The organism is Micromonospora sp. NPDC048935 (assembly GCF_043197875.1).
GTDB lineage: Bacteria > Actinomycetota > Actinomycetes > Mycobacteriales > Micromonosporaceae > Micromonospora.
Genome location: NZ_JBICTZ010000011.1, coordinates 239,766 through 262,729, shown reverse-complemented (window position 1 = coordinate 262,729; position 22,964 = coordinate 239,766). Strand labels below are relative to the sequence as shown.

At 71.9% G+C, this 22,964-nt stretch carries 19 protein-coding genes, 1 tRNA gene and 2 pseudogenes; 7 read left to right on the top strand and 15 right to left on the bottom strand.

Going from position 1 to position 22,964, the window contains the following annotated elements; genetic code table 11:
• Positions 1-384 precede the first annotated feature (384 nt).
• Complete coding sequence (locus tag ACGFIW_RS27485) at positions 385-642, top strand: DUF3040 domain-containing protein (protein WP_355028062.1); 258 nt, start codon at positions 385-387, stop codon at positions 640-642.
• A 4-nt stretch (positions 643-646) separates the two neighbouring features.
• Here the strand turns inward: ACGFIW_RS27485 and ACGFIW_RS27480 are convergent, their stop codons facing one another.
• The 4 genes and pseudogenes from ACGFIW_RS27480 to ACGFIW_RS27465 all read right to left on the bottom strand — a co-directional run bounded on the left by ACGFIW_RS27480 (position 647) and on the right by ACGFIW_RS27465 (position 5,535).
• Positions 647-1,585, bottom strand: coding sequence for an SWIM zinc finger family protein (locus ACGFIW_RS27480; RefSeq protein ID WP_393321439.1), 939 nt, complete (start codon positions 1,583-1,585; stop codon positions 647-649).
• Positions 1,582-3,747: pseudogene (locus tag ACGFIW_RS27475) on the bottom strand (DEAD/DEAH box helicase); the annotation flags it as partial. The gene ACGFIW_RS27480 and the pseudogene ACGFIW_RS27475, both read right to left, overlap by 4 nt.
• Before the next feature lie 120 nt (positions 3,748-3,867).
• Positions 3,868-4,851 (bottom strand): annotated as a pseudogene (locus ACGFIW_RS27470) (ATP-dependent helicase); the annotation flags it as partial.
• A 165-nt stretch (positions 4,852-5,016) separates the two neighbouring features.
• Positions 5,017-5,535 carry a DinB family protein gene (locus tag ACGFIW_RS27465; RefSeq protein WP_393321436.1) on the bottom strand — a complete coding sequence of 173 codons (519 nt, stop codon included), beginning with the start codon at positions 5,533-5,535 and terminating at the stop codon, positions 5,017-5,019.
• Positions 5,536-5,617: 82 nt separating this feature from the next.
• On the opposite strand from ACGFIW_RS27465, the gene ACGFIW_RS27460 reads away from it, so the two are divergent.
• Positions 5,618-5,824: a hypothetical protein gene (locus tag ACGFIW_RS27460; protein ID WP_393321433.1), complete on the top strand. Its 207-nt coding sequence runs from the start codon at positions 5,618-5,620 to the stop codon at positions 5,822-5,824.
• 8 nt (positions 5,825-5,832) lie between these two features.
• Here ACGFIW_RS27460 and ACGFIW_RS27455 read toward each other — a convergent pair whose 3' ends face one another.
• The 9 genes from ACGFIW_RS27455 to ACGFIW_RS27415 form a co-directional block, all read right to left on the bottom strand.
• Entirely contained in the window at positions 5,833-6,975 is a 1,143-nt protein-coding gene (locus ACGFIW_RS27455) for a polysaccharide pyruvyl transferase family protein (protein ID WP_393321430.1), read from the bottom strand.
• A 91-nt stretch (positions 6,976-7,066) separates the two neighbouring features.
• Positions 7,067-7,546: a GNAT family N-acetyltransferase gene (locus ACGFIW_RS27450; RefSeq protein WP_393321428.1), complete on the bottom strand. Its 480-nt coding sequence runs from the start codon at positions 7,544-7,546 to the stop codon at positions 7,067-7,069.
• Between the two features lie 206 nt (positions 7,547-7,752).
• Positions 7,753-7,824, bottom strand: a tRNA-Val gene (locus tag ACGFIW_RS27445).
• A 77-nt stretch (positions 7,825-7,901) separates the two neighbouring features.
• The gene (locus tag ACGFIW_RS27440) at positions 7,902-8,366 is read right to left on the bottom strand and encodes a peroxiredoxin (RefSeq protein ID WP_393321425.1); all 465 of its coding nucleotides are present in this window, start codon (positions 8,364-8,366) and stop codon (positions 7,902-7,904) included.
• 88 nt (positions 8,367-8,454) lie between these two features.
• Entirely contained in the window at positions 8,455-8,892 is a 438-nt protein-coding gene (locus ACGFIW_RS27435) for a DUF3052 domain-containing protein (RefSeq protein WP_110565654.1), read from the bottom strand.
• Between the two features lie 112 nt (positions 8,893-9,004).
• Positions 9,005-11,803, bottom strand: a complete 2,799-nt coding sequence (locus ACGFIW_RS27430; RefSeq protein WP_393321422.1) for a thiamine pyrophosphate-dependent enzyme — start codon at positions 11,801-11,803, stop codon at positions 9,005-9,007.
• Positions 11,804-11,854: 51 nt separating this feature from the next.
• On the bottom strand, positions 11,855-12,259 hold the full coding sequence (locus ACGFIW_RS27425; protein WP_393321548.1) for a MarR family winged helix-turn-helix transcriptional regulator: 405 nt from the start codon (positions 12,257-12,259) through the stop codon (positions 11,855-11,857).
• Positions 12,260-12,481: 222 nt separating this feature from the next.
• On the bottom strand, positions 12,482-12,886 hold the full coding sequence (locus ACGFIW_RS27420; protein WP_393321419.1) for a YjbQ family protein: 405 nt from the start codon (positions 12,884-12,886) through the stop codon (positions 12,482-12,484).
• A 70-nt stretch (positions 12,887-12,956) separates the two neighbouring features.
• Positions 12,957-13,376, bottom strand: a complete 420-nt coding sequence (locus ACGFIW_RS27415; protein ID WP_393321416.1) for a hypothetical protein — start codon at positions 13,374-13,376, stop codon at positions 12,957-12,959.
• Between the two features lie 177 nt (positions 13,377-13,553).
• On the opposite strand from ACGFIW_RS27415, the gene aceE reads away from it, so the two are divergent.
• The gene (gene aceE / locus ACGFIW_RS27410) at positions 13,554-16,292 is read left to right on the top strand and encodes a pyruvate dehydrogenase (acetyl-transferring), homodimeric type (RefSeq protein ID WP_393321414.1); all 2,739 of its coding nucleotides are present in this window, start codon (positions 13,554-13,556) and stop codon (positions 16,290-16,292) included.
• A gap of 188 nt (positions 16,293-16,480) precedes the next feature.
• Here the strand turns inward: aceE and ACGFIW_RS27405 are convergent, their stop codons facing one another.
• Positions 16,481-16,927, bottom strand: a complete 447-nt coding sequence (locus ACGFIW_RS27405; protein WP_088988232.1) for an SRPBCC domain-containing protein — start codon at positions 16,925-16,927, stop codon at positions 16,481-16,483.
• 188 nt (positions 16,928-17,115) lie between these two features.
• On the opposite strand from ACGFIW_RS27405, the gene ACGFIW_RS27400 reads away from it, so the two are divergent.
• From ACGFIW_RS27400 to gltX, 3 genes are read left to right on the top strand one after another with little or no spacing between them, the layout of a single operon-like run.
• On the top strand, positions 17,116-18,465 hold the full coding sequence (locus ACGFIW_RS27400) for a GH1 family beta-glucosidase (RefSeq protein ID WP_393321411.1): 1,350 nt from the start codon (positions 17,116-17,118) through the stop codon (positions 18,463-18,465).
• Positions 18,462-19,739 (top strand): MFS transporter, encoded by a 1,278-nt coding sequence (locus ACGFIW_RS27395; RefSeq protein WP_393321407.1) that lies wholly within the window; start codon positions 18,462-18,464, stop codon positions 19,737-19,739. Before ACGFIW_RS27400 ends, ACGFIW_RS27395 begins: the two co-directional genes overlap by 4 nt.
• A 51-nt stretch (positions 19,740-19,790) precedes the next feature.
• Positions 19,791-21,200, top strand: a complete 1,410-nt coding sequence (gene gltX / locus ACGFIW_RS27390; protein ID WP_393321404.1) for a glutamate--tRNA ligase — start codon at positions 19,791-19,793, stop codon at positions 21,198-21,200.
• Positions 21,201-21,444: 244 nt separating this feature from the next.
• Here the strand turns inward: gltX and ACGFIW_RS27385 are convergent, their stop codons facing one another.
• Positions 21,445-22,053 (bottom strand): copper resistance protein CopC, encoded by a 609-nt coding sequence (locus ACGFIW_RS27385; RefSeq protein ID WP_393321401.1) that lies wholly within the window; start codon positions 22,051-22,053, stop codon positions 21,445-21,447.
• Positions 22,054-22,305: 252 nt separating this feature from the next.
• On the opposite strand from ACGFIW_RS27385, the gene ACGFIW_RS27380 reads away from it, so the two are divergent.
• Positions 22,306-22,956 (top strand): hypothetical protein, encoded by a 651-nt coding sequence (locus ACGFIW_RS27380; protein WP_393321399.1) that lies wholly within the window; start codon positions 22,306-22,308, stop codon positions 22,954-22,956.
• The last annotated feature ends 8 nt before the right edge of the window (positions 22,957-22,964 follow it).

The window sequence follows — 22,964 nt, the reverse complement described above, 5'->3', positions numbered from 1 at the left end:
GGTGCGGCAGGTGCGGCGACTGTTGCCTGAGGGGGTTGCTACGGCAAGGTAGCCAAGCCCTCAGGTGCCTTCAAGGTGGGCTGAACACCTGCGGGAGGGCACTTAAGACAGCGCTCAGTGCGGCATCGCGAGCAGGCGGGGGGTGGTGGCCGTGCGCGGACCTTCCCAGCAGGGCGTACGCGCCGCAGCGGGGCACGGACCGGACCGGGCCGCCATACGCGACACGTTCCACGCTGCTCGCCACCACAGGCAAACTTAAGGTTTGGATAAGCCGGACATGAGGTGACCTCACGTGGCGGAAAGTAGCAGCAGCGGGTGAGCGTGAGCCGCCGCAGCAGCGGGTATGCCGCCGAACCGCTGAACGCGTGAGGGGAAGGCAGCGCCATGCTCAGCAAAGAGGATCAGCGCAGGTTCGACCAGATCACCCGTCAGCTCCGGGAGAGTGACCCGGCGTTCTTCGCCCGGTTGGACCACCGGGCTCGGGCCCGCAGGGGCCGCTACCTGATGTTGTTGACCATCGTGCTGTGGGCGTCGCTGCCGGCGATAGCCGTGTTCGCCGGTCGGTTGACCGGCGCGATCTGCGCGGTGGTGCTGGTGGCGAACGCCGCGATCATGTGGCGGTTCCGCCGCCGGTGGACGTGACGGCTCACCGGTCGGCCGGGCCGAAGGCACGGTACGCGCGCCGCAACCGTTCGAGCAGTCCCGGCCCGCCGATGGCCGGCGCTGGCGCGCCGAGCTGGCGCAGCAGGAGGTCCGGGCCGGTGGCCAGTCGGGGTGGCCGATCGGGCAGCGGCACCGACGGCATCCAGAACCGGTCCGCCGATTCGGCGAGCGGGGTCGCCGGTAGCCCGGCGAGGGCGCGGGCCGCGCCGACCGGTGCCACGACGTCCACTGCGGACGCCCCTTCGTCCGGTTCGGACGGTGCGGCGACCGGGGCGGGTGGCGGGGCGGCGCCGGTGGCCTCGACCCGCCGGGCACGCAGCTCGTCGAGCAGCTCGGCGCGGGACCGGCCGCGCCAGTGCAGCAACTCGAACGGGTCCGCGTCGAACGCCTCGGCCAGCAGGTAGAACGTCGCCGCGAGGTGCTTGCACGGCACCGCGAAGTCGGGGCAGTTGCACCGCTGGGTCAACTCGTCCACGCTGGCCGGGAAGAGCGGCGCGCCAGCGGCGACGAACAGCTCCTCCAGCTCGTCGGGCAGGTCCCCGGCGAGCAGCCGGGCGCTGAAGAACGCCTGGCCGGCCAACTCCGCCTCGATCCGGGACCAGAGTGCGGCCGGGAACGACTCCAGCGCGATCGACACCTGGTACGGCTGCGGGCGGGAGCCCTGCACCACCGCGCTGACCCGACCCGGTGCGATGTCGAGTGTGAGCACCTGACCGGCTCGCGCGTACGACCGGCCACGGGTCAGCCGGGTGCCGAGCGCGAACGACTCCAGCACCTCCAGGAAACGCCGCGACCACCAGGAACGGCCGATCGCGCCCCGGGCGCTGCGCGCCCGCAGGCCCCCGTCGACCCGGCGGGGCCGCCCGTAGTCGGCGAACCGGTCGGTACTCGGCTGGCTCACTCCAGCGCTCCGCTCGCTCACTCCACCACCGCCCCGGCCTCCAGGGCGAACAGGTCGCGCAACTGGCCGGTGGACAACTCGGTGATCCACTGCTCGCCGGTGCCGACCACCCGCTCGGCGAGGTTGCGCTTGTCCGCGATCAGCGCGGCCACCTTCTCCTCCACCGTCCCCGCGCAGACGAACTTGCGGACCTGCACCCGCCGACGCTGACCGATGCGGAACGCCCGATCGGTGGCCTGGTCCTCCACCGCCGGGTTCCACCACCGGTCCACGTGCACCACGTGGTTGGCGGCGGTCAGGGTGAGCCCGGTGCCACCGGCCTTGAGGGAGAGGACGAACAGCGGCGGCCCGTCCGCCGACTGGAAGCGCTGCACCAGGGCGTCCCGTTCGGCCTTGCCGAGACCGCCGTGCAGGAACAACACCTCCCGACCGAACCGCGCCGACAGGTGACCCCGCAGCATCGCACCGAACTCGGCGTACTGGGTGAACAGCAGCGCCCGCTCGCCCGCCGCCAGCACCTCCTCCAGGATCTCGGTCAGTCGGGCCAGCTTGCCGGAGCGGCCCTCCAACGCCGAGCCGTCGCGCAGCAGTTGGGCCGGGTGGTTGCAGACCTGCTTGAGGCGGGTCATGGTGGCCAGCACCAGGCCGCGTCGCTCGATGCCGTCGCTGGTCTCGATCCGGGCCAGCATGTCGTCGACCACCACCCGGTACAGCGCAGCCTGCTCCGCGGTGAGGTTGCAGACCACCTCCATCTCCAACTTCTCCGGCAGATCCGAGATGATCGACGAGTCGGTCTTGAGTCGGCGCAACACAAATGGGCCGGTGATGCGGCGCAGCCGCTCGGCGGCCTCGGCGTCACCGTGCCGCTCGATCGGCTCGGCGAACCGCTTGCGGAACGTCGCCGCCGGCCCGAGCAGGCCCGGGTTGGCGAACTGCATGATCGACCACAGGTCGGCGAGCCGGTTCTCCACAGGCGTACCGGTCACCGCCACCCGCTGCCGGGCGGGCAGCGCGCGGACCGCCTCGGCCTGCCGGGTCGACGCGTTCTTGATCGCCTGCGCCTCGTCCACCACCACCCGGTGCCAGTCGATGCCAGCCAGGTCGACGGCATCGCGGGCGGCCACCGAGTAGGTGGTGAGGACCAGGTCCGCGCCGTGCGCGGCCGCGGTGAACTCCGCCCCCCGCGCGCGCTCCGCGCCATGGTGTACGTGTACCCGCAGCGTCGGCGTGAACCGTGCCGCCTCCCGTTGCCAGTTGCCGACCAGCGACATCGGACAGACCAGCAGCGTCGGCCCGGCGTCCGGTGGATCCCCGGCGAGCAGCGCGAGCATCTGCACGGTCTTGCCCAGCCCCATGTCGTCGGCGAGCACGCCCCCCAGACCGAGCGAGCGCAGGAAGGCAAGCCAGGCCAGTCCGCGCTGCTGGTACGGGCGCAGCGTCCCCTGGAAGCCCGGCGGCGGGTCCAGCGGGGTGAGCCGGCGTTCGACCGCCCCGGCGAGCAGGTCGCCCAGCGCCCCGTCGGCGGTCACCTCCAGCACCGGCAGCGCTCCGGTGGCCTCGCCGTCGGCCAGGCCGAGGCGGAGCAGGTCGGCGACGCTCAGCTCACCCGCCGAGCGGAGCAGACGCAGACCGGCGGCCAGCCGCCCCGGGTCCAGTTCGACCCACCGGCCGCGCAGCCGCACCAGCGGGGTCTTCATCTCGGCCAACGCCGCCAACTCCTCGGCGGACAACGGCTGGTCACCGAGGGCGATCTCCCAGCGGTAGTCGACGAGGGCGTCCAGACCGACACCTGCCTCGGTGCCACCGACAGTGCCCGGCGCGGTGCGGCTGCGGGCCCGCAGCCGAGCGCCGAGCCGCGCGGACCTACGCTGCCACCACGAGGGCAGCAGCACCCCGAAGCCGGCCGCGTGCAGCACCGGGGCACCCTCGCTGAGGAACCGGTGCGCTCCCTCGACATCCAGGTCCATCGCCTCGGGAGCGGCGGTGCGTAGCGCGGCGTCCAGGTCCGGCCAGAGCCGACTGGCCCGACCCAGCTCGGCCAGCAACGTCTCCTGCGGGCTGCTCGTGCGACCGGCCAGCCCGCCGAGCGTCTGCGGTGCCCGCCAGACCTGCCCGGCGTCGACGTGCAGGCCGGGCTCGTCCGCCGCCTGCAACCCGAACTCCAGCCGCCACCGTGCGCCACCGACGGGCTCCATCGCCACCGGCACGATGTCGGTCGGCAGTGGCGTGCTCTCGGCCGGCGCCGACGTGCTCTGCGCCGGCGCTGACGTGCTCTCGGCCGGCCCCGGCGTGCTCCCCGGCGGTGCCGGGCGAGTGGCCAGGATGGGTTCGGTGATCTCGTCGGGGGCTGGTTCCACCAGCCGGAAACTGGCCCGCACCGGGCCGCCGGCGGCGTCCCGCTGCCAGGCGTCCAGCTCCTCGCGCAGGGTGGCCAACTTGGCCGGGTCGGTGGTGAAGTCCCGCTGCGGGCCGGCGAGCGCGGCCAACCAGGCCGGTGCCGGGCCACCCGGCCGCAGTCCCCGGGCCAGCGTGGTGGTCGCCAGGGCAGCCCGCGCGGCGGCGTCGGTCAACGCGTCGAGCGCGTCCGCGACCAGCACGGCAGCCGGCAGCTCAACCCCACCCTGGTCGGCCGAGGTCGAGAGGGCCGAGGTCGGGGTGGGCTGCCGCACGGCGGCGGCTCGGGCGGCCGGCGGCAGGGCCAGGGCCAGCGATCGGGCCCAGCCGGCGTCGGTGCCGGTCAACAGCGGCCGCCACACCGCACACGCCGACACCCGCGCGGAACCGCCCGACGAGGCCCCTGCGGCCATGCCTGGCGCGGCGACGCCGGGGAGCACCCGGCCCCGGGACACCAGGTCGGCGGCGAAGTCGGCCAACTCGGCGAGGTGACGCAGGGTGGCTCCGGGCACCGCCGGGAGGTCGTCCAGGGAGCGCAGCAGCGGCAGCGCGTCGTCTGGGGCGTACACCAGCACGGGGACCCGCCACCCGGCCAGGGTGAGCCGGCCGCGGACCGGGGGTGCGACGGTGGCCCGGATCAGCTCGGGTGAGTCGGTGGGCGTGCCGGCCCGGGTGGGCAGGGTCAGCAGCGCGGTGTCCGGGCGGGTCGGCTCGGCGACGTCGCCGAGGACGGCGGCCAGGTCGGCGTGCCCGGCGGCGAAGGGATGCGGGCGCTCCCGGGGAGGCCGGCCGGGACGGGCCGGCGCCTGTGGCGCGGCGCTGTCCTCGGCCCAGACGGCGAGGCCGCCGGTCGAGCCGTCGCCGGGCTGCCACAGCCCGTGGATGACCAGCACCTGCTCCCCCTCGTCGCCGCCCGCCGCCCAGGATATGCGGCCCTGGCGGGACCCCGGCGCACCCCGGCGCACCCCTCGCGCGATCTTGCAGTTTCTGTCGGTGATATGGGTCTTATGCCCCTTTATGCCCGGGCAGAAAGTGCAAGATCGCGTGGGGGTGAGGGGTCAGATCGCGCCGGACTCGCCGTCCGTCAACTCGCGGAGGATGTCGGCGTGGCCGGCGTGCCGGGCCGTCTCCTCGATCAGGTGCACCAGGATCCAGCGCAGCGACACCTCGCCGAGCTGTGGGTGCGGCACCACGTGGTCGAGGTCGAAACGCGCGGCGATCGACCGGGACCGTGCGCAGGCCCGCTCGTACGCCTCGGTGAGCCCGGCGACGGTGTCCTGGTCGCCGAGGGTGAAGCTCGCCACCGCGTCCTCCTCCGAGGTCAGGTAGACGTCGCCGGGCTCGGGGGCCAGCAGGGTCGGAAACCAGTTCCGCTCGACCAGGGTCAGGTGCTTGACCAGCCCGGCGAGCGTGGTCGCCGAGGGCACCAGCCGTCGACCGGCGTCGGCGTCGGAGAGACCGCGCAGCTTGCGCAACAGCACGGCGCGGTGGAAGTCGAGAAACGAGTCCAGTACGGCACGCTCGTCGCCGGTGCGGGCGAGCACCGGACCGAGCGTCGGATCGATCGTCTGCTCCATCCGCCGACCCTAGCCACGAGCCGGGTCGCCCCGCTGCCCCGCTATCGCTGCGGGCGGGCGACACGACGGGCAGGATGGGCGCATGGCTTCATCCGTGCGGATCCTTCTCGTCGGCGGCTCGGCGGACGGGCAGACCATCACCGTCGAACTGGACAGCAACGGCCGTCCACCGCTGACCCACCACCACCTCGGCTCGGGTGGGCTGGCGGGGGCACAGATCTACGAGCTGGAGACCGCCCACGAAGAGGCCCGCGAGTGGCGCTACCGGTGGACCGGCCCCGCGGTCTGAGCGCCCACTCAGACCCGGGTCAGGGCCTGGCTGCGCAGGCCCTCCAACACGCCGCGGGTGACCTCGGAGGTGCCCCGCGCCTGCTCGCACACCTCCGCCACCCGGCGGGCGGTGGCCTCGGCGCGTTGCTCCCGCTCGTCCCACAGCCGGTCGACCTCGGCCAACAGCGGCCCCTCGACCTCCCGCTCCACGCCGCGCAGGGCCGGCACGCCGAGCCGCTGGGCCAGGTCGAAGACCTTGCCGGCGTACGGCAGGGGCAGGAACGGTGTGCCGACCATCGCCGCGAAGATCAGGAAGTGCAGGCGCATGCCGACGGCCAGGTCGAAGTGCCGCATCAGCCCGAGCACCTGTTGTGGAGAGTAGGTGCCGTGCAGGATTCGCCCCCGATCGGCGGCGACCATGTGGGAGAGCACCCCGTGGGCGTGCCGGATGTCGTCGCGTTCCATCGGCACGAACAGCACGTACGCGTCGATCCGGTGCACCAGGAAGTCACCGATCTGGGCCAGCAGCCGGTGGTAGCCGTCCACGTCCAGCCGCTCGGCGGCCCGCCCCGGCTCCCGCACGCTGATGCCAACCAGCCGCTTTCCGACCGGCACGCCCTCCTCGGCGAGCAGGTGCGCCGGGAACTCCTCGGGTTGGAGGAGAAAGGCCGGGTCGGCGGTGACCGTGATCGGGTTGAGCAGACCCGCCTCCTCCAGCACCATCCGGGACTCCTGGTCACGGACCGTCACCTGGGTTGCGCTGGAGAGCGTCTCCCGGACCATGCCGGTGTCCACCGCGTCGCTGAGCGGTCCGACCCCCACCGCGTACGTGATCAGGGGCAGGCCACGCTCCTGGGCGACCCGGACCACCCGCAGGTAGCGGCGGGCCTCCCGGTCGTAGAGGATGCCGCCGCCGCCCAGGATGAGCAGGTCGAGCTGAGCCAGCACCAGGGCGGAGTCGGTGCGGCTGACGCCCTCCCAGGGCACCGCCTCGACGTCCGGGTGGGCGGCCCGGGTGTGCTCCGGGTTACGGGAGAAGACGATGATCCGGGCGTTTGGTTCCTGCGTGCGCAGATCGGTGAGCAGGCCGGTGAGGATCGCCTCGTCGCCGAGATTTCGCCCACCGTACGAGCCGAGCACACCGATGGTCAGTCCGGCGCCATGCGTCATCCGTCGCTCCTCCCCAGGTGCGGTCCGCGCCGGTTTCCCGCTGGGCAGGTGAACAGTCCTGCCGCCGGGACCGTCCTGGGTGGCTCCCGACTCAGCTCGCCGCGGTGATGCGCTTCGCCATCTGCTGCGAGGTGACCTCGAAGCCGAGACTGCGGTAGAGCCCGATCGCCACGGCGTTCGAACCGAAGACGTTCAGACCCAACTCGGGCACGTCGAGCTTGGTGAGTTCGGCCTCGATGAGCTGGATCATCCGGCGTGCGTAGCCGCGCCCCCGGTGCGCCGGGTGCACCTCGATGTTGTGAATCCAGGCCTGGCGCGGGGCGGTCGCCGCCGGCAGGGTCACCCAGATCCAGCCGATCTCGGTGTCGTCGACCCGGCCCAGCCGCAGCAGCGCCCCCTCGGTCGCCGCGCCCGCCGGCAACGACTCCCGGATCTGGCTGGCCGACCGTTCGAGGGCCGCCTCCGGGGTCAACCCCCGGTTTACGACCAGGTCCTCCGCGTACCCCTGCTCCAACTCCCCGAGCAACCGGGCCAGGTCCTGTTCCGTCATCGGTGTCAACGTCAACTCCACCGAATCCTCCCCACTGTCGTCGCCGGTGAAGAGTGCAGCAGATCCGCACCGGGCACGCCACCGGGTTCGGCCCCTGGGGCGCGCACGTCTGAGGGCTCGCGCAGAGCGCGGGCCGCTGACAGACACCCGCTGGCGGTGGCCGACCGGGACCACGGAAAAGGGCCGCCGGAGCGCCGGCAGCCCTTTTTCGCTTACTGGTTGGAGTGTGGGCGCGGCAGGTTTCGAACCTGCGACCCCTCGCTTGTAAGGCGAGTGCTCTCCCACTGAGCTACGCGCCCGGATCGCCCGTGCGGCGGGCCGGTGGCTGGCAAGCTTACCCTGCTCGCCGCCGACCCCGGCGCACGGCGTACCCCGGTCAGATGGTCGCTTCGGCGATGGCCTTGCGCCAGCCCTGCTGGTCGCGGGCCTCGCCCGGGCCGTTCATCTCGGCGTAGCGGACCACGCCGGCCTTGTCGATGACGAAGGTGCCCCGGTTGGCGAAGCCGGCGTTGTCGTTGAAGACCCCGTACGCCTGGGCGACGCCGCCGTGCGGCCAGAAGTCGGCAAGCAGAGGGAACTGGTAGCCCTCGCGGTCGGCCCAGACCTTGTGGCTGAAGACCGAGTCGACACTGACCGTCAGCACCTGGACGTCGTCGTTCACGTACGCGTCGAGGTTGTCCCGCACCTCGCTCAGCTCACCCTGGCAGGTGCCGGTGAAGGCGAACGGGTAGAAGACCAGCAGCACGACGCGCCTGCCCCGAAAGTCCGAGAGCCGGACCTCCTGGTTGTTCTGGTCCTTCAGCACGAAGTCCGGTGCCTCGGCACCAACCTCGATGGGCATGCGTGATCTCCTCGGGGGTCGAGTCGGGGGAACGGCACCAGCCTGCCATCCGACGGTGTGAACCGCCGGGCCGGCGAAGCGGCGCGGGCTACTTCTTGGCCTTGGCCCCTCGGCGCAGCACCAGACGTGCGCCGCTCCAGTCCCGGCCGGCGTTGACGGTCGAGGTCTGCTGAAGGCCGGCGGTGGGCGCGGACTCCGCGACCTCGCTCGGCTCGACGTGCCCGTCACGCCCCGCCTTCGGGGTGAGGAGCCACACGACCCCGTTGTCGGCCAGCGGGCCGAGGGCATCGACGAGAAGTTCGAAAAGGTCACCGTCGCCGTCGCGATACCAAACCAGCACCGCGTCGACCACCTCGTCGGTGTCCTCGTCGACCAGCTCTCCACAGCGGTCGGTCAGGGCGTCCCGGAGATCCTGGTCGACGTCGTCGTCGTACCCCATCTCCATGACGACCATCCCCGGTTCGATTCCGAACCGGTCCGCCAGGCTGCGTACCCCGTCGGCGGCCTGACCAGCGGTCGCGCTCACTGTCGCGTGCCTCCTCAACTCGTCCCTGCTCGCGGCGTCGGTGCGACGCCGTCAGGCAAAGTCCACACACTTGTGCGTCCGCGCGCAAGTGGCGCACCGGGTGCAACGGAATTTACCGTGCCAGCAGCGTACGGGCACCGTCGGTAATGGCCTCCGCCGAGACCAGAACATGACGCGCTGCCGGACCTAATGGTACAAAAGAGTCAACTCCGGCCACCCGGCGCGCGGCGCCGACATATCCGGCGTCGACGAGCGCGGCGATCACCCCCTCGCCGACCCCACCGGAGCGTCGCGTCTCGTCCACCACCAGCACCCGGCCCGTCGCCGAGGATTCCCGGATGATGTCGGCCACCGGCAGCGGGGCCAGCCAGCGCAGATCCACCACGCGGGTGCCCACCCCCTCCTCGGCGAGGACCGCCGCGGCCCGCAGCGACATCCGCACCCCGTTACCGAAGGTGATGATGGTCAGGTCGTCGGCCGAGCCGACCCGGTAGACGCGGGCCCGGCCGATCGGCACGTGCCCGGAAACCCACGCGCCCGGCTCCGGGTAGGCGGCCAGCCACTCCCCGTCGCCCTCGGCGTACAGATCACGGGTGTGGTAGAGCGCGATCGGCTCCACGAACACGCAGACGCTGCCGTCCACCGCCGCGCTGGCCAGGCAGGTCCGCAGCATGGGCGCCGCGTCGTCCGGCCGCGCCGGCACCGCGACCACCAGACCCGGCACATCCCGGAGTACGGCCACCGAGTTGTCGTTGTGGAAGTGCCCGCCGAAACCCTCCTGGTACGCCAGCCCGGCCACCCGCACGACCATCGGGTTGCGGAACGCCCCCCGCGAGAAGAACCGCATCGTCGCCGCCTCGCCACGGAGCTGGTCCTCGGCGTTGTGCAGGTACGCCAGGTACTGGATCTCCGGCACCGGCAGCATCCCGGCCAACCCGGCGCCGAGGCCCAACCCGAGCACCGACGTCTCGTCGAGCAACGTGTCGAAGACCCGGGCCGCCCCGAACCGGTCGCGCAGCCCCTTCGTCACCCCGTACACGCCGCCCTTGGCGGCCACGTCCGCACCGAAGATCGCCATCTGCGGGTGGTCGAGCATCCCGTCGGCGAGCGCCGCGTTGATGCTCTGCGCCAGGCTCATCGGGCCGGCCAGTTCCGGCGGCTTACCGCCGAACGCGTCGACCCGGGCGCCGGCACCCGGCCCGCTGGCCCGGGCCGCGGCGTCGGCCACCGCCCGCGCCACCCGCACCGGACGGCGTGGGGCCAGCGCCGACACCACGTCGGCCGCGGAGGCCAGTTTCGGTTCGCCAAGCACCTCCTCGGCCAGCCGGCGTACCTGCCAGCCGGTCTCGTCGTACCGGGCCAGCAGCTCCTCGCCGGTGGCCACGCCGGCGTCGACGAGCAGCCGCGCGGTGGCGACCACCGGGTCCCGGTCCAGGTCCTCGGCCAACTCGGCCGTGCTCCGGTACGCCGACTCCACGTCGGCACCGGCGTGTCCCATCAGCCGTACCGTGCGCAGGTGCAGCACAGCCGGCCGGCGGGTACGACGCACCCAGGCCGCGGCCTCGGCCGCCACCGCGTACGTCCGCACCGGGTCGGCTCCGTCCACGCCGAAGTAGCGGATGCCCGGCTTCGCCCGCAGGGTCGCCTCGACCCAGCCCTCCGGTGAACGGACGCTGATGCCCAGCCCGTTGTCCTCGCAGACGAAGAGCACCGGGATGCGCAGACCGGCGTGGTCGTACCAGCCGGCGGTGTTGAACGCGGCGGTGGCGGTGGCGTGGTTGACCGAGGCGTCGCCGAAGGAGCACACCACTACCGCGTCCGGGGGCCACGGGGCGGACGCGGGGCTCGCCCCGCCGTCGACCCGCACCCCGGCCGCGGTACGCCGCCCGACGCTGTCCAGACGACGCAACCGCTCCACGGCCAGTCCCATCCCCACTGCGCGGGGCAGGTGCGACGCGATCGTGGAGGTGGTCGGCACGATGGCCAGGTCGGCCCGGCCGAACACCTTGTGCCGGCCACCGGCGAGCGGCTCCTGACTGGAGGCGACCATCCCGCGCAGCACGTCCCGGGCCGCGTCCGCGTACGCCGTGAACCCACCGACGGGCGGCTCGAACCCGGTGGGCTGCTCGGACCCGGTGGGCTGGGCGTCGGTGGGTTGGGGGCCGGTCGACTCGCGGTCGGGCCTCTCGCGGTCGGGCCACTCGGCGCCTGTCGACTCACGGTCGGGCCGCTCGGCGCTTGTCGACCCGCCGCCGGCCGACTCGCGGCCGGGCCACTCGGCGCTTGTCGATCCGGGGCCGATCGACCCGGGGCCGATCGACCCGCCGCCGGCCGACTCGCCACCGGGCCACTCGGCGCCTGTCGACCCAGGGCCGGTCGACGCGCGGTCGCGCGGCTCGCGGTCGGTGGGCCGAGACTCAGAGCGCTCGAAGTCGGCCGACACCGACCCGGTCAGCACGGAACCAGAGGGCACGGAACCAGACGGCACGGAACGAGACGGCTTCGGGTCGGCGGTCGCTGCCGAACCCGTGCCCGCTGCCGAACCCGTGCCCGCTGCCGACTCGGCGGCGGCCTGGGCGGCGCGGACGCAGTAGAAGGCGCCGGAGCGGTAGTGCAGCAGCGCCGGATCGGTGGGGCGCAGCACCGCGGCGACCGCGGCGTTGCCCTCGTGCCCGGCCGAGCCGATGGTGTAGAAACCCTCCCCGAAGCTGCGCAGCCAACGGCCGGCCAGGTCGAGCTGCCGGCTGGTCACCTGTGCGTCGAACAGGTCCAGCACCTGCGCCCCGGTCAGTGGGGCATCGTCGCTGACCGGGTCGGCGGGGTCACGCCGCCGCACCGCGGCGGGCAGAGCCGCCAGCGTCTCCCGGAACCGGTCGTCGAGATCTTGCGGGGTCGTCACGTGGGACAGCATTACCGACGAGAGCCTTTGTCGCCCAGTGGGACACGGTTGGCGCGTGTCGGCTCACTCCGGCCCGCAGGGCTCCGAACAGTCGCCGTCGGACATCTTCCGGACCAGGTCGCGAAGGGTGCTCAGCTCCCGGTCGGTCAGCCCGGACAGGAGTCGGGAGTCGGACATCACGTCGGCCACCCGGTCCCGTTCGACGCGTCCGCGTTCGGTCACCACCAACGTCTTCTGCCTGCGGTCCGCCGGGTCGGTACGGCGCTCGACCAACCCGGCCTGCTCCAGCTTGTCGACAAGCACCGTCACGTTCGACCGGTCGCAGCCCAGTCGGCCGGCGAGGTCACGGGCGGGCAGCGGGTGGTCCGGGTCCAGTTCGCGCAACGCCCGGGCCGCCGCCGGGGTGAGCCCCAACTCTGCGAACGCGACGCCCTGCCGGTGTCGTAGCGCGGTGATCACCTGCGCCATCCGGCGCACCACATCGTCGGCGAGACCAGCCCGATCCGCCGACTCACCGGCTGCGGGACCCGCCTCCTGCGTCACGTCCACATCGTACGCGCGGCGCCCCTCCGCGAAGCTCAGCGACCAGGAGGCAAGATCCGAGCAACTTCAGGGAAAGTGCTGCTTCGGCGAGCGTCGAGGCAGCACTTTCGGGGAAGTTGCGCGGATCTTGCGGGTGTGCGGTGGCGGTCAGCCGGGGAGGAAGGAGAAGCGGACCTGGCGGGTGGGGTTGTCGCCGTTGGTGTCGACGAGACAGATCGACTGCCACGTGCCCAGCGCCAGACGCCCGCCGAGCACCGGCAGCGTGGCGTACGGCGGGACGAACGCCGGCAGCACGTGATCTCGACCGTGGCCGGGCGAGCCGTGCCGGTGTCGCCAGCGGTCCGTCGTGGGCAGCAGGTCGTTCAGCGCGCTGAGCAGGTCGTCGTCGGAGCCCGACCCGGTCTCGATGATCGCCAGGCCGGCGGTGGCGTGCGGCACGAAGACGTGCAGCAGGCCGTCGCCCTCCCCGGAGACGAACTGTTGGGCTTCGGCGGTGATGTCCCGGACTGTCGGCCGGCTCCCGGTCTGGACGGTGATCACGTCGCTGCGCATACGTCGCATTCTGCCGCAGCCCGAGCAGGAGTCGCCGCCACCCGGCCAGCCTCCACCGAGTCACCGCCGGTCAGGAACCGCCGCCACCGCCGCCGGAGTCACCGCCGCCGGACCAGCCCCCACCGGAGTCGCCGCCGGACCAGCGCCCACCGGAGTCGCCGCCGGTGCTGCCGCCGACTGCATCGTTGGAGTCGTGGTTGCCGTCCCGCTGGCGGTCGACGTGCCAACCACTGCCGGCGTCGCCTGTGGGCCCCGGGTAGACGCCGCCGACCGAGTCTGGGCGGCGTCGAGGGCCGGACTGGCCGGCCATACGAGCGTTGAGCCTCCCTTTCCGCAGTTGGACCAGGCCGCCCACCCCGACCAGGGCGCCGAAAGCCCCCACGCCCTTCACCGCCTCGTCATCGAGGATGAGCCCGAACACTCCGGCCACCACCCCCACGACGCCAAAGGCGATCATGGTCCAGCAGGTCGCCAAATATTCTCTGTCCATGTGCTGACGGTAGGAACGGCGGGCAAACGGCTCCGGAAAGCAGGGGCGGCAGCGCTAAGTTACCGGCGGGTACCTGTGTTCAGCATCGCGTCCGGGGGACCTAGACGTGACGAGGGGTGCCACCAGGGGGCAGGATGGCGCCAGAGACCTATCCCACACACAACCGAGGGAACGCCTGTGGCTACGGAACGCAAGCGCCCGGTGATCAGCGACGGCCTACCGAGCCAGCTTCCGGACATCGACCCTGACGAGACAAGCGAATGGGTCGAGTCGCTTGACGGTGTCATCGACGAACGCGGCGCCAAGCGCGCCCGCTACGTCATGCTGCGCCTGCTGGAGCGGGCCCGTGAGCGCCAGGTCGGGGTTCCGCCCCTGACCACCACCGATTACATCAACACCATCCCGTCCGAGCGCGAGCCCTGGTTCCCGGGTGACGAGCACGTCGAGCGGCGGATCCGGGCGTACGTCCGGTGGAACGCCGCCATGCTGGTGCACCGGGCGCAGCGCCCGGAGATCGGCGTCGGCGGGCACATCTCCACCTTCGCCAGCTCCGCGTCGCTCTACGAGGTGGGCTTCAACCACTTCTTCCGGGGCAAGAACCACCCGGGTGGTGGCGACCAGATCTTCTACCAGGGCCACGCCTCGCCCGGCATGTACGCGCGGGCGTTCCTGGAGGGGCGGCTCAGCGAGCACCAGCTCGACGGGTTCCGCCAGGAGCTGTCGCACCCCGGCGGTGGGCTGCCGTCGTATCCGCACCCGCGGCTGATGCCGGACTTCTGGGAGTTCCCCACCGTCTCGATGGGCCTCGGCGGTCTGAACGCGATCTACCAGGCCCGGTTCAACAGGTACCTCCAGCACCGCGGCATCAAGGACACCTCGCAGCAGCACGTGTGGGCGTTCCTCGGCGACGGCGAGATGGACGAGCCGGAGACGCTCGGCGCCATCGGCGTGGCCGCCCGCGAGGAGCTGGACAACCTCACCTTCGTGATCAACTGCAACCTCCAGCGGCTGGACGGCCCGGTCCGGGGCAACGGCAAGGTCATGCAGGAGCTGGAGGCGTTCTTCCGGGGTGCCGGCTGGAACGTGATCAAGGTGGTCTGGGGCCGCGAGTGGGACCCGCTGCTCGCCGCGGACACCGACGGCGCGCTTGTCAACCTCATGAACACCACGACCGACGGCGACTACCAGACCTACAAGGCGGAGTCGGGCGCGTACGTGCGGGAGCACTTCTTCGGCCGCGACGCGCGGACCCGCAAGATGGTCGACCCGCTCAGCGACGACGAGATCTGGAACCTCAAGCGGGGTGGGCACGACTACCGCAAGCTCTACGCGGCCTACAAGGCGGCCACCGAGCACACCGGTCAGCCCACCGTCATCCTGGCGAAGACGATCAAGGGCTGGACGCTCGGGTCGCACTTCGAGGGCCGCAACGCGACCCACCAGATGAAGAAGCTGACGCTGGAGGATCTGAAGACCTTCCGCGACCGGCTCTACCTGGACATCCCGGACAAGGCGCTGGAGGACAACCCCTACCTGCCGCCGTACTTCCACCCGGGCGAGAAGTCCGAGGAGCTGGCGTACCTGAAGGAGCGGCGCGAGCAGCTCGGCGGCTACCTGCCGTCCCGGCGGACCAGCACGAAGCGGCTGGCCATCCCCGGGCCGGAGCGGTTCGCCGACATCAAGCGCGGCTCGGGCAAGCAGAAGGTGGCCACCACGCAGGCCTTCGTCCGTCTGCTCAAGGACGTGATGAAGGACAAGGAGTTCGGCAAGCGTTGGGTGCCGATCATCCCGGACGAGGCCCGCACCTTCGGTCTCGACTCAATCTTCCCGACCGCGAAGATCTACTCGCCGCACGGCCAGCGCTACACCTCGGTCGACCGGGAGCTGTTCCTGTCGTACAAGGAGTCGACCTCCGGGCAGATCCTGCACGAGGGGATCAACGAGGCCGGTTCGGTGGCCTCGTTCACCGCGGCCGGCTCGGCGTACGCCACGCACGACGAGCCGATGATCCCGATGTACATCTTCTACTCGATGTTCGGGTTCCAGCGGACCGCCGACGGGCTGTGGGCCGCGGCCGACCAGATGGCCCGGGGCTTCCTGCTCGGCGCCACCGCGGGTCGGACCACGCTCAACGGTGAGGGCCTCCAGCACGAGGACGGGCACTCGCTGCTGATCGCCGCCACCAACCCGGCGGTGGTCGCGTACGACCCGGCGTTCGCGTACGAGATCGCGCACATCCTGGAGAGCGGCCTGCACCGGATGTACGGGGACGCGCAGGAGAACGTCTTCTACTACCTGACGGTCTACAACGAGCCGACGCTGCAGCCGGCCGAGCCGGCCGACGTGGACGTGGAGGGCCTGCTCAAGGGCATCTACCGCTACGCGCCGGCGCCGCAGGTCGACGGCCCGAAGGCCAACCTGCTGGCCTCGGGCACCGGGATGCAGTGGGCGCTCAAGGCCCAGCAGCTGCTCGCCCAGGACTGGGGGGTGGGCGCCGAGGTCTGGTCGGTGACCTCCTGGACCGAGCTGCGCCGCGACGCGGTGGAGACCGAGGAGTACAACCTCCTCAACCCGGGGGCGGAGGCGAAGGTTCCGTACATCCAGCAGAAGCTGGCCGACGCGGACGGGCCGAAGGTCGCGGTCAGCGACTTCATGCGTGCGGTACCGGATCTGATCGCCCGCTGGGTGCCCGGCGACTACACGTCGCTCGGCACGGACGGCTTCGGCATGTCGGACACCCGGCACGCGCTGCGTCGGCACTTCCACGTCGACGCGGAGTCGATCGTGGTGGCCACGCTGCGGCAGCTCGCCCGCAACGGCGCGGTCGCGGCCACGATCCCGGCCGAGGCCGCCAAGAAGTACGCGATCGACGACGTCAACGCCGCCCCGGTCGGCGAGACCGGCGGCGACAGCTAGTCCCAGCCTGATCGAGAAAGGGCCCGGCGCACCCGCGCCGGGCCCTTCTTGGTGCACCCGCACCCTCGCTCCCCGCCCCGACCGACCGGGCGGACGGCGGGTGAGAAGGGAGCGGCGGCGCTCCGGGGCCCCTGGCGGAGGCCCGGGACCACCGCCGGGGCGGGTGACGCCGGGAGGGGAGACGCTCGTCAGCCGACGGCGGCCAGGTCGGTGAGCCGGGCCAGCGAGTCCTCCAGGTCGGCGCCGACCCGACGCAGTCCGAGGCGCAGCAGGGCCGCCTTGACCGGGCCGGCCGGCCAGCGGACCACGATGAGCCGCACGATGGTCCCGCCCTCCTCCTCGTCGGTGGTGAGCTGGACGTAGATCTCGGTGCGAGCCTCCGCCCGGGAGCCGGCGCCCTTGGCCCGTTCCCGCCAGCCGATCAACGTCGGCTCCTGGTAGGCGATCACCTCGGCCTCGTGCGCCGAGCCGCGCCCCGCCTGGACCAGTTGTCGCCGGCCGAAGCCCTCTCCCGAGAGCACTTCGGCCGCGCGAACCCCGGCCAGCCAGGCCGGCAACTGCTCGGCCCGCTGGACGACATCCCAGACCACTTCAATTGGCGCCGCCACGTGCGCACTGCGTTCAACGAGGATCATTTTCCGTCTTCCTCCGGTGAGGACATCCCACGATATCGGCACTCTATGCGCTAAATCGGACTTACCTGGACGGGTTCGGAAAAAGACACGCCGATCAACCATTGCGGATTGCGCCAGGCCGGCCTATGGCGCATTCATCGAGAGCGCCCTAAAGTCCCGAACACGTTTCACGTTGACCGGGAGGGCGCATGTCGACCGCACCGATGCCCGAGTTCCCCGCCGGCTTCCGCTGGGGCGTCTCCACCTCGGCCCACCAGATCGAGGGCGCCAGTACGGCCGACGGACGAGGTCCGTCCATCTGGGACACCTTCGCGCACTCCCCCGGCCGGATCAGCGACGGCAGCAGCGGCGCGGTGGCCTGCGACCACTACCACCGGCACAGCGAGGACGTCGCGCTGCTGGCCGGCCTGGGCGTCGACGCGTACCGGTTCTCCATCGCCTGGCCCCGGGTGCGGCCCACCGGCACCGGCCCGGCCAACCCGGCCGGCCTGGACTTCTACGACCGGCTGGTGGACGAGTTGCTGGCCGCCGGCGTCGACCCGGTGGCCACCCTCTACCACTGGGACCTGCCGCAACCCCTCGAAGACGCCGGCGGCTGGCTGCACCGCGACACCGCGGCCCGCTTCGCCGAGTACGCCGAGGAGACCGCCGCCCGCCTCGGCGACCGGGTCCGGCTCTGGATCACCCTCAACGAGCCGTTCATCCACATGAGCCTCGGCTACGGCGTGGGCGAGCACGCCCCCGGCCGGGCGCTGCTCTTCGACGCGTTTCCGGTCGCCCACCACCAACTGCTCGGGCACGGGCTCGCGGTCGCCGCGCTGCGATCGCACACCACCAGCCCGGTGGCGATCGCCAACAACTACTCGCCGGTGCGGGTGCTCGGCGACAGCGCCGCCGACCGGTCCGCCGGGGCCGCGTACGAGGTGCTGCACAACCGGCTCTTCACCGATCCGCTGCTCGGTCGCGGCTATCCCGAACTGCCCGGCTTCGACCCGGGCGTCGTCCGCCCCGGCGACCTGGACACCATCGCCGCGCCGATCGACGTGCTCGGGGTCAACTACTACAACCCCACGGGTGTACGCGCCGCCGAGGCGGGTTCGCCACTGCCGTTCGACCTGGTGCCCCTGGACGGCTACCCGCGCACCGCCTTCGACTGGCCGGTGGCCCCCGACGGGCTACGTGAGCTGCTCGGCTGGCTCCGCGACACGTACGGCGACGCCCTGCCGCCCATCGAGATCACCGAGGGCGGCTGCGCGTACGACGACACACTGGACGCGCACGGGCAGGTGGCGGATCCGGAGCGGATCGCGTACCTCGACGGGCACCTGCGGGCGGTCCGGGCCGCCATCGACGACGGGGTGGACGTCCGCGGGTACTTCGTCTGGTCGCTGCTGGACAACTGGGAGTGGGCCGAGGGGTTCACCAAGCGCTTCGGTCTGGTGCACGTCGACTACGCCACCCAGACGCGTACGCCGAAGTCGTCGTACACCTGGTTGCGGGACGTGATCGCGGCCTCCCGGGACGGGTCGGCGCGGTGACCACCCTCGACCCGACGCCGGCGTCGCTGCCGGCGGCGCTCGCCGAGCCGGCGATACCGGTGCGGCGCGGCTGGATCGGTCTGATCTTCGCCGCCAACCTCGGCGTGTGGATGGCGTTCTTCACGCCCATCCAGGTGCTGCTGCCGCAGCAGATCGAGCAGATCGCACCGGGTGACAAGGAGAACATGCTGGCCGTGGTCACCGGCCTCGGCGCGCTGGCCGCGGTGCTCGCCAACCCCCTGGCTGGCGCGTTCTCCGACCGGACCTGCCTGCGGATCGCCGGCCGGGAGTTCGGTCGTCGACACGTCTGGACGGCGGGCGGAGCCCTGCTCGGCGCGGTGGCCCTGGTGCTGCTGGCCCAGCAGCGGACCATCCTCGGGGTGGCCCTCGGCTGGGTGGCCGCACAGGTCTGCTTCAACGCGATGCTGGCCAGCCTCAGCGCGGCCATCCCGGACCGGGTGCCGGTGACACAACGCGGCGGCGTCTCGGGTTGGGTGGGCATCCCGCAGGCGCTCGGGCTGGTGCTCGGCGCGGTGCTGGTCACCGCCGTGGTCACCGGCAACGCCGCCGGCTATCTGGCCGTCGCGATGGCGATCCTGCTGCTGTCGCTGCCGTTCGCGCTGCTCACTCCCGACGAGCCGCTGCCGCGTACCCATCGGCCCGTGGTGCGCACCCGGGCGCTGCTGGCCTCGATGTGGATCAGCCCGCGCCGGCACCCGGATTTCGCCTGGGCCTGGATCACCCGGTTCCTGGTCCAGCTCGGCAACGCCCTGGGCACCCTCTACCTGCTGTACTTCCTCACCGACGGGGTGCGCCACCCCGATCCCGAGGGTGGCCTGCTCGTGCTGATCCTGCTCTACACGCTCGGCATGATGCTGACCGCCGTGGTGGCCGGTCGGCTGTCCGACCGCTCCGGGCGCCGCAAGATCTACGTGATCGTCTCCGGGCTGATCATGGCGGTGGCGGCACTGCTGCTCGCCGTCGTGCCGGTCTGGCCGATGGCCATCGTCGCGGCGCTGCTGCTCGGCGCCGGCTACGGCGTCTACCTCTCGGTGGACGCCGCGTTGATCACCCAGGTGCTGCCCCGGGCCACCGACCGGGCCAAGGACCTGGGCGTCATCAACATCGCCAACTCGGCGCCACAGGTGCTCGGCCCGGCCCTGTCCGCCCCGCTCGTGGTGTACCTGGGCGGCTACCCCACGCTCTACGCGGTCACCGCCGTGGTCACCCTGATCGGCAGCGCCCTGGTGGTGAAGATCCGCTCAGTCCCGTGAGTCAGGGGGCCGTGGCCAAAAGCGGTCGCCGCCCGCCGTAGGCTGGGGGACGTGACGGTACGTGTGCGCTTCGCCCCCTCCCCGACCGGTATGTTCCACGTCGGCGGTGCCCGCTCGGCACTGCAGAACTGGATCTACGCCAAGCAGCAGGGCGGGGTGTTCGTGCTGCGCGTCGAGGACACCGACGCGGCGCGCAACAAGCCCGAGTGGACCGAGGGCATCCTCTCGGCGCTGGACTGGATCGGCATCTCCCGGGGCAGCTACGAGGGGCCGTACTTCCAGTCGGAGAACGCCGGCGAGCACCGGGCCGCCGCCGCGCGCCTCTACGACTCGGGCCGCGCCTACTACTGCGACTGCACCCGCGAGGACGTGCAGGCCCGCACCGGCTCCCAGCACCAGGGCTACGACGGCTACCACCGCGACCGTGGCCTCGGCCCCGGCCCGGGGCACGCGCTGCGCTTCCGTACGCCCGACGAGGGCGCGACAGTGGTGGTCGACCTGATCCGTGGTGAGCCCACCTTCGAGAACAAGCTCATCGAGGACTTCGTCATCGCCCGGGGCGACGGCTCGCCGGTCTTCCTGCTGGCCAACGTCGTCGACGACATGACCATGGGGATCACCCACGTGATCCGGGCCGAGGAGCACCTGCCCAACACGCCCAAGCAGCAGCTCCTCTGGGACGCGCTCGGGGTCAAGCCGCCGATCTGGGCGCACGTGCCGGTGGTGGTCAACGAGAAGCGGCAGAAGCTCTCCAAGCGCCGGGACAAGGTCGCCCTGGAGGCGTACCGCGACGAGGGTTACCTCGCCGGTGCGATGCGCAACTACCTGATGTTGCTCGGTTGGGCGCCGTCGGGCGACCGGGAGATCGTGCCCTGGTCGGTCATCGAGGACGAGTTCCGGTTGGAGGAGGTCAACCCCTCCCCCGCGTTCTTCGACGAGAAGAAGCTGCGCGCGTTCAACGGGGAGTACATTCGGGCGCTGTCCGTGCCCGACTTCATCGACGCCTGCCAGCCGTGGCTGACCGGCACCGGGACCATCGCGCCGCCGCCCTGGCAGCCGGAGGAGTTCGACGCCGACGCGTTCGCCGCGGTCGCCCCGCTGGCCCAGACCCGGCTCGCGCTGCTCAGCGAGATCGTCCCGAACGTCGACTTCCTCTTCCTCGCCTCGCCGCTGATCGACGAGGCCGCCTGGGCCAAGACGATGAAGGACGGCTCGGCCGAGCTGCTGGACGCCGCCATCGCGGCGTTCGAGACGCTGGAGCCGTGGGACGCCGAGACGCTGAAGTCGACGCTGGAGGCGGTCGGCGCCGAGCGTGGCCTCAAGCTCGGCAAGACCCAGGCACCGGTACGGGTCGCGGTCACCGGCCGCACCGTGGGGCTACCGCTGTTCGAGTCGCTGGAGGTGCTCGGCCGCGAGCGCACCCTGACCCGGATGCGCGCCGCCCGACTCCGCCTGGTCTGACCGCCGCTCGTCGAGCATCAAGAACGGCGACCGGGTCACCGCCCTCACCCTCACCCTCTCATCGCCCTCCCATCGCCCTCGCCTCTCATCGCCCTCGCGCGTCGCCGGCGTAACTCCGCATCGCCCATCCTTTGCTCTGCACCCCGATACGCACCGGTCACAGACCGTAGCCGTCGCATCCGCGGGTGCAGAGCAAAGGACGACCCGCACTCCTGGCCCACCGGGAGCGGCGAGTATCAGCGAGTCACCGGGCTCGTCGGCGGCGGCGGAACATGAGGGCGGTTGCGAGTGCGGCGAGCAGCAGCAGCACGCCACCGAGCGGCCAGATCCACGGGCGACCGCCGGACTCGGACTGCTCCGACGCCGCCGGCACCGTGGAGGCCGTCGAGCCGCCGGGTGTCGCCGACGCGGGCCCGGCGGAGGGTGTGCCGACGGCCGATGGCGAACCGGCCGGGCTGGTGCCGGCGGCGGCCGACGGCGAGGCGGACGGGTCGGCGGCGGTCCCGGTCGTCAGGGTGAACCGCACCTCGCCCTTCACCGGGTGCCCATCGTTGGACGCGAGCTGGTAGCCGACGACGTAGAGCCCCGCGGCCGTCGGCGTGAACGGCACCCGCACGCGGCTGCCGTCGAAGACGGGTGGGCCGCCAGCGACCACATTGTCCGGTCCCGTTATTGTGATCTTCGTCGTAGCCGGTGCCGGCTTGGCGAGGAACCGCAGCTCGATCCGGGCCGGCGCCTTCGCCACTCGGGCCCCATCGCGCGGATCGCTGCCGGTCAGCGAGTTGTGCGCGGCGGCCGGATTTGTGGGCATCAGGAACGACACACCGAACGCCACGCCGAGCACCACTGGCATGACCCGCACCGCACGTGTAACCCTGCCCCCCATGAACCCCTCCGTAAGGGTACGATCCGCCCGCTGATCAAACGGCTCCTCATTAGTTGAGCAGAGATCGCAGATAGTTCCAATTACTGTTCCAGAAGCTGCAACTCATCGACGTTCTGCGGAGTCTGTAGGAGTAGGCCCGGCCATCTGGTCGATGCCGCACCGGCAGACCGCTTCAGGCGTCACACCGAAGCCATCCATCGAACGGGGCGAGGAGGCGGGATGCTCCGACACATGAGGCGGTTGGCCGCCGTGCTGGCGGGCGCGCTGGCGACGGCGCTGCTGTCGCTCGGCACCGCCGGTCCGGTCTCGGCGGCGCCGAACACGGCACCGGCCGGGGTGGACATCACGGGCGAGGGGCTCGCCGCGCCGCTGCGGTTGCGCGTGGACACCCAACCCGCCCACGTCGGCGCGGTCATCGACCAGGTCAACTTCCTGGGGCGCACCGGCATGCCGACGGGCCCGAAGCCGGCCGACCTCGGTCCGAAGTACACAGTCGTGGTGTTCGCCGGTGAGACGCCGCAGCAGACGTACGACCTCTACCCCAGGGCAGTCGGCGGCCCCCGGGTCTACCGGCCGGCGAAGCAGCCGGACGCCCGCAAGACCAGCGCTGGCTGGTTCCTGGGTCGGCTCAGCATGTCCGAGACCCTGCGCACCGCCGGTGTGCCGCTGGAGCGGCAGTTCGACACGGTCAGCGGTGGAGCGGGCGGTGGCGAACGGGTGCTCCCGGAGGACACGCTCGACCCGGCGAAGGACCTCGACGACGCGCTCGGCGACCTGCAACGCCTGCTGCTGCTCAACGTCGGGGTGATGCTGACGATCACGGTCGGCCTGGCCGGGATCGCCCTGCTGATCCGCCGCCGCACGCGCTGACCCGCCGC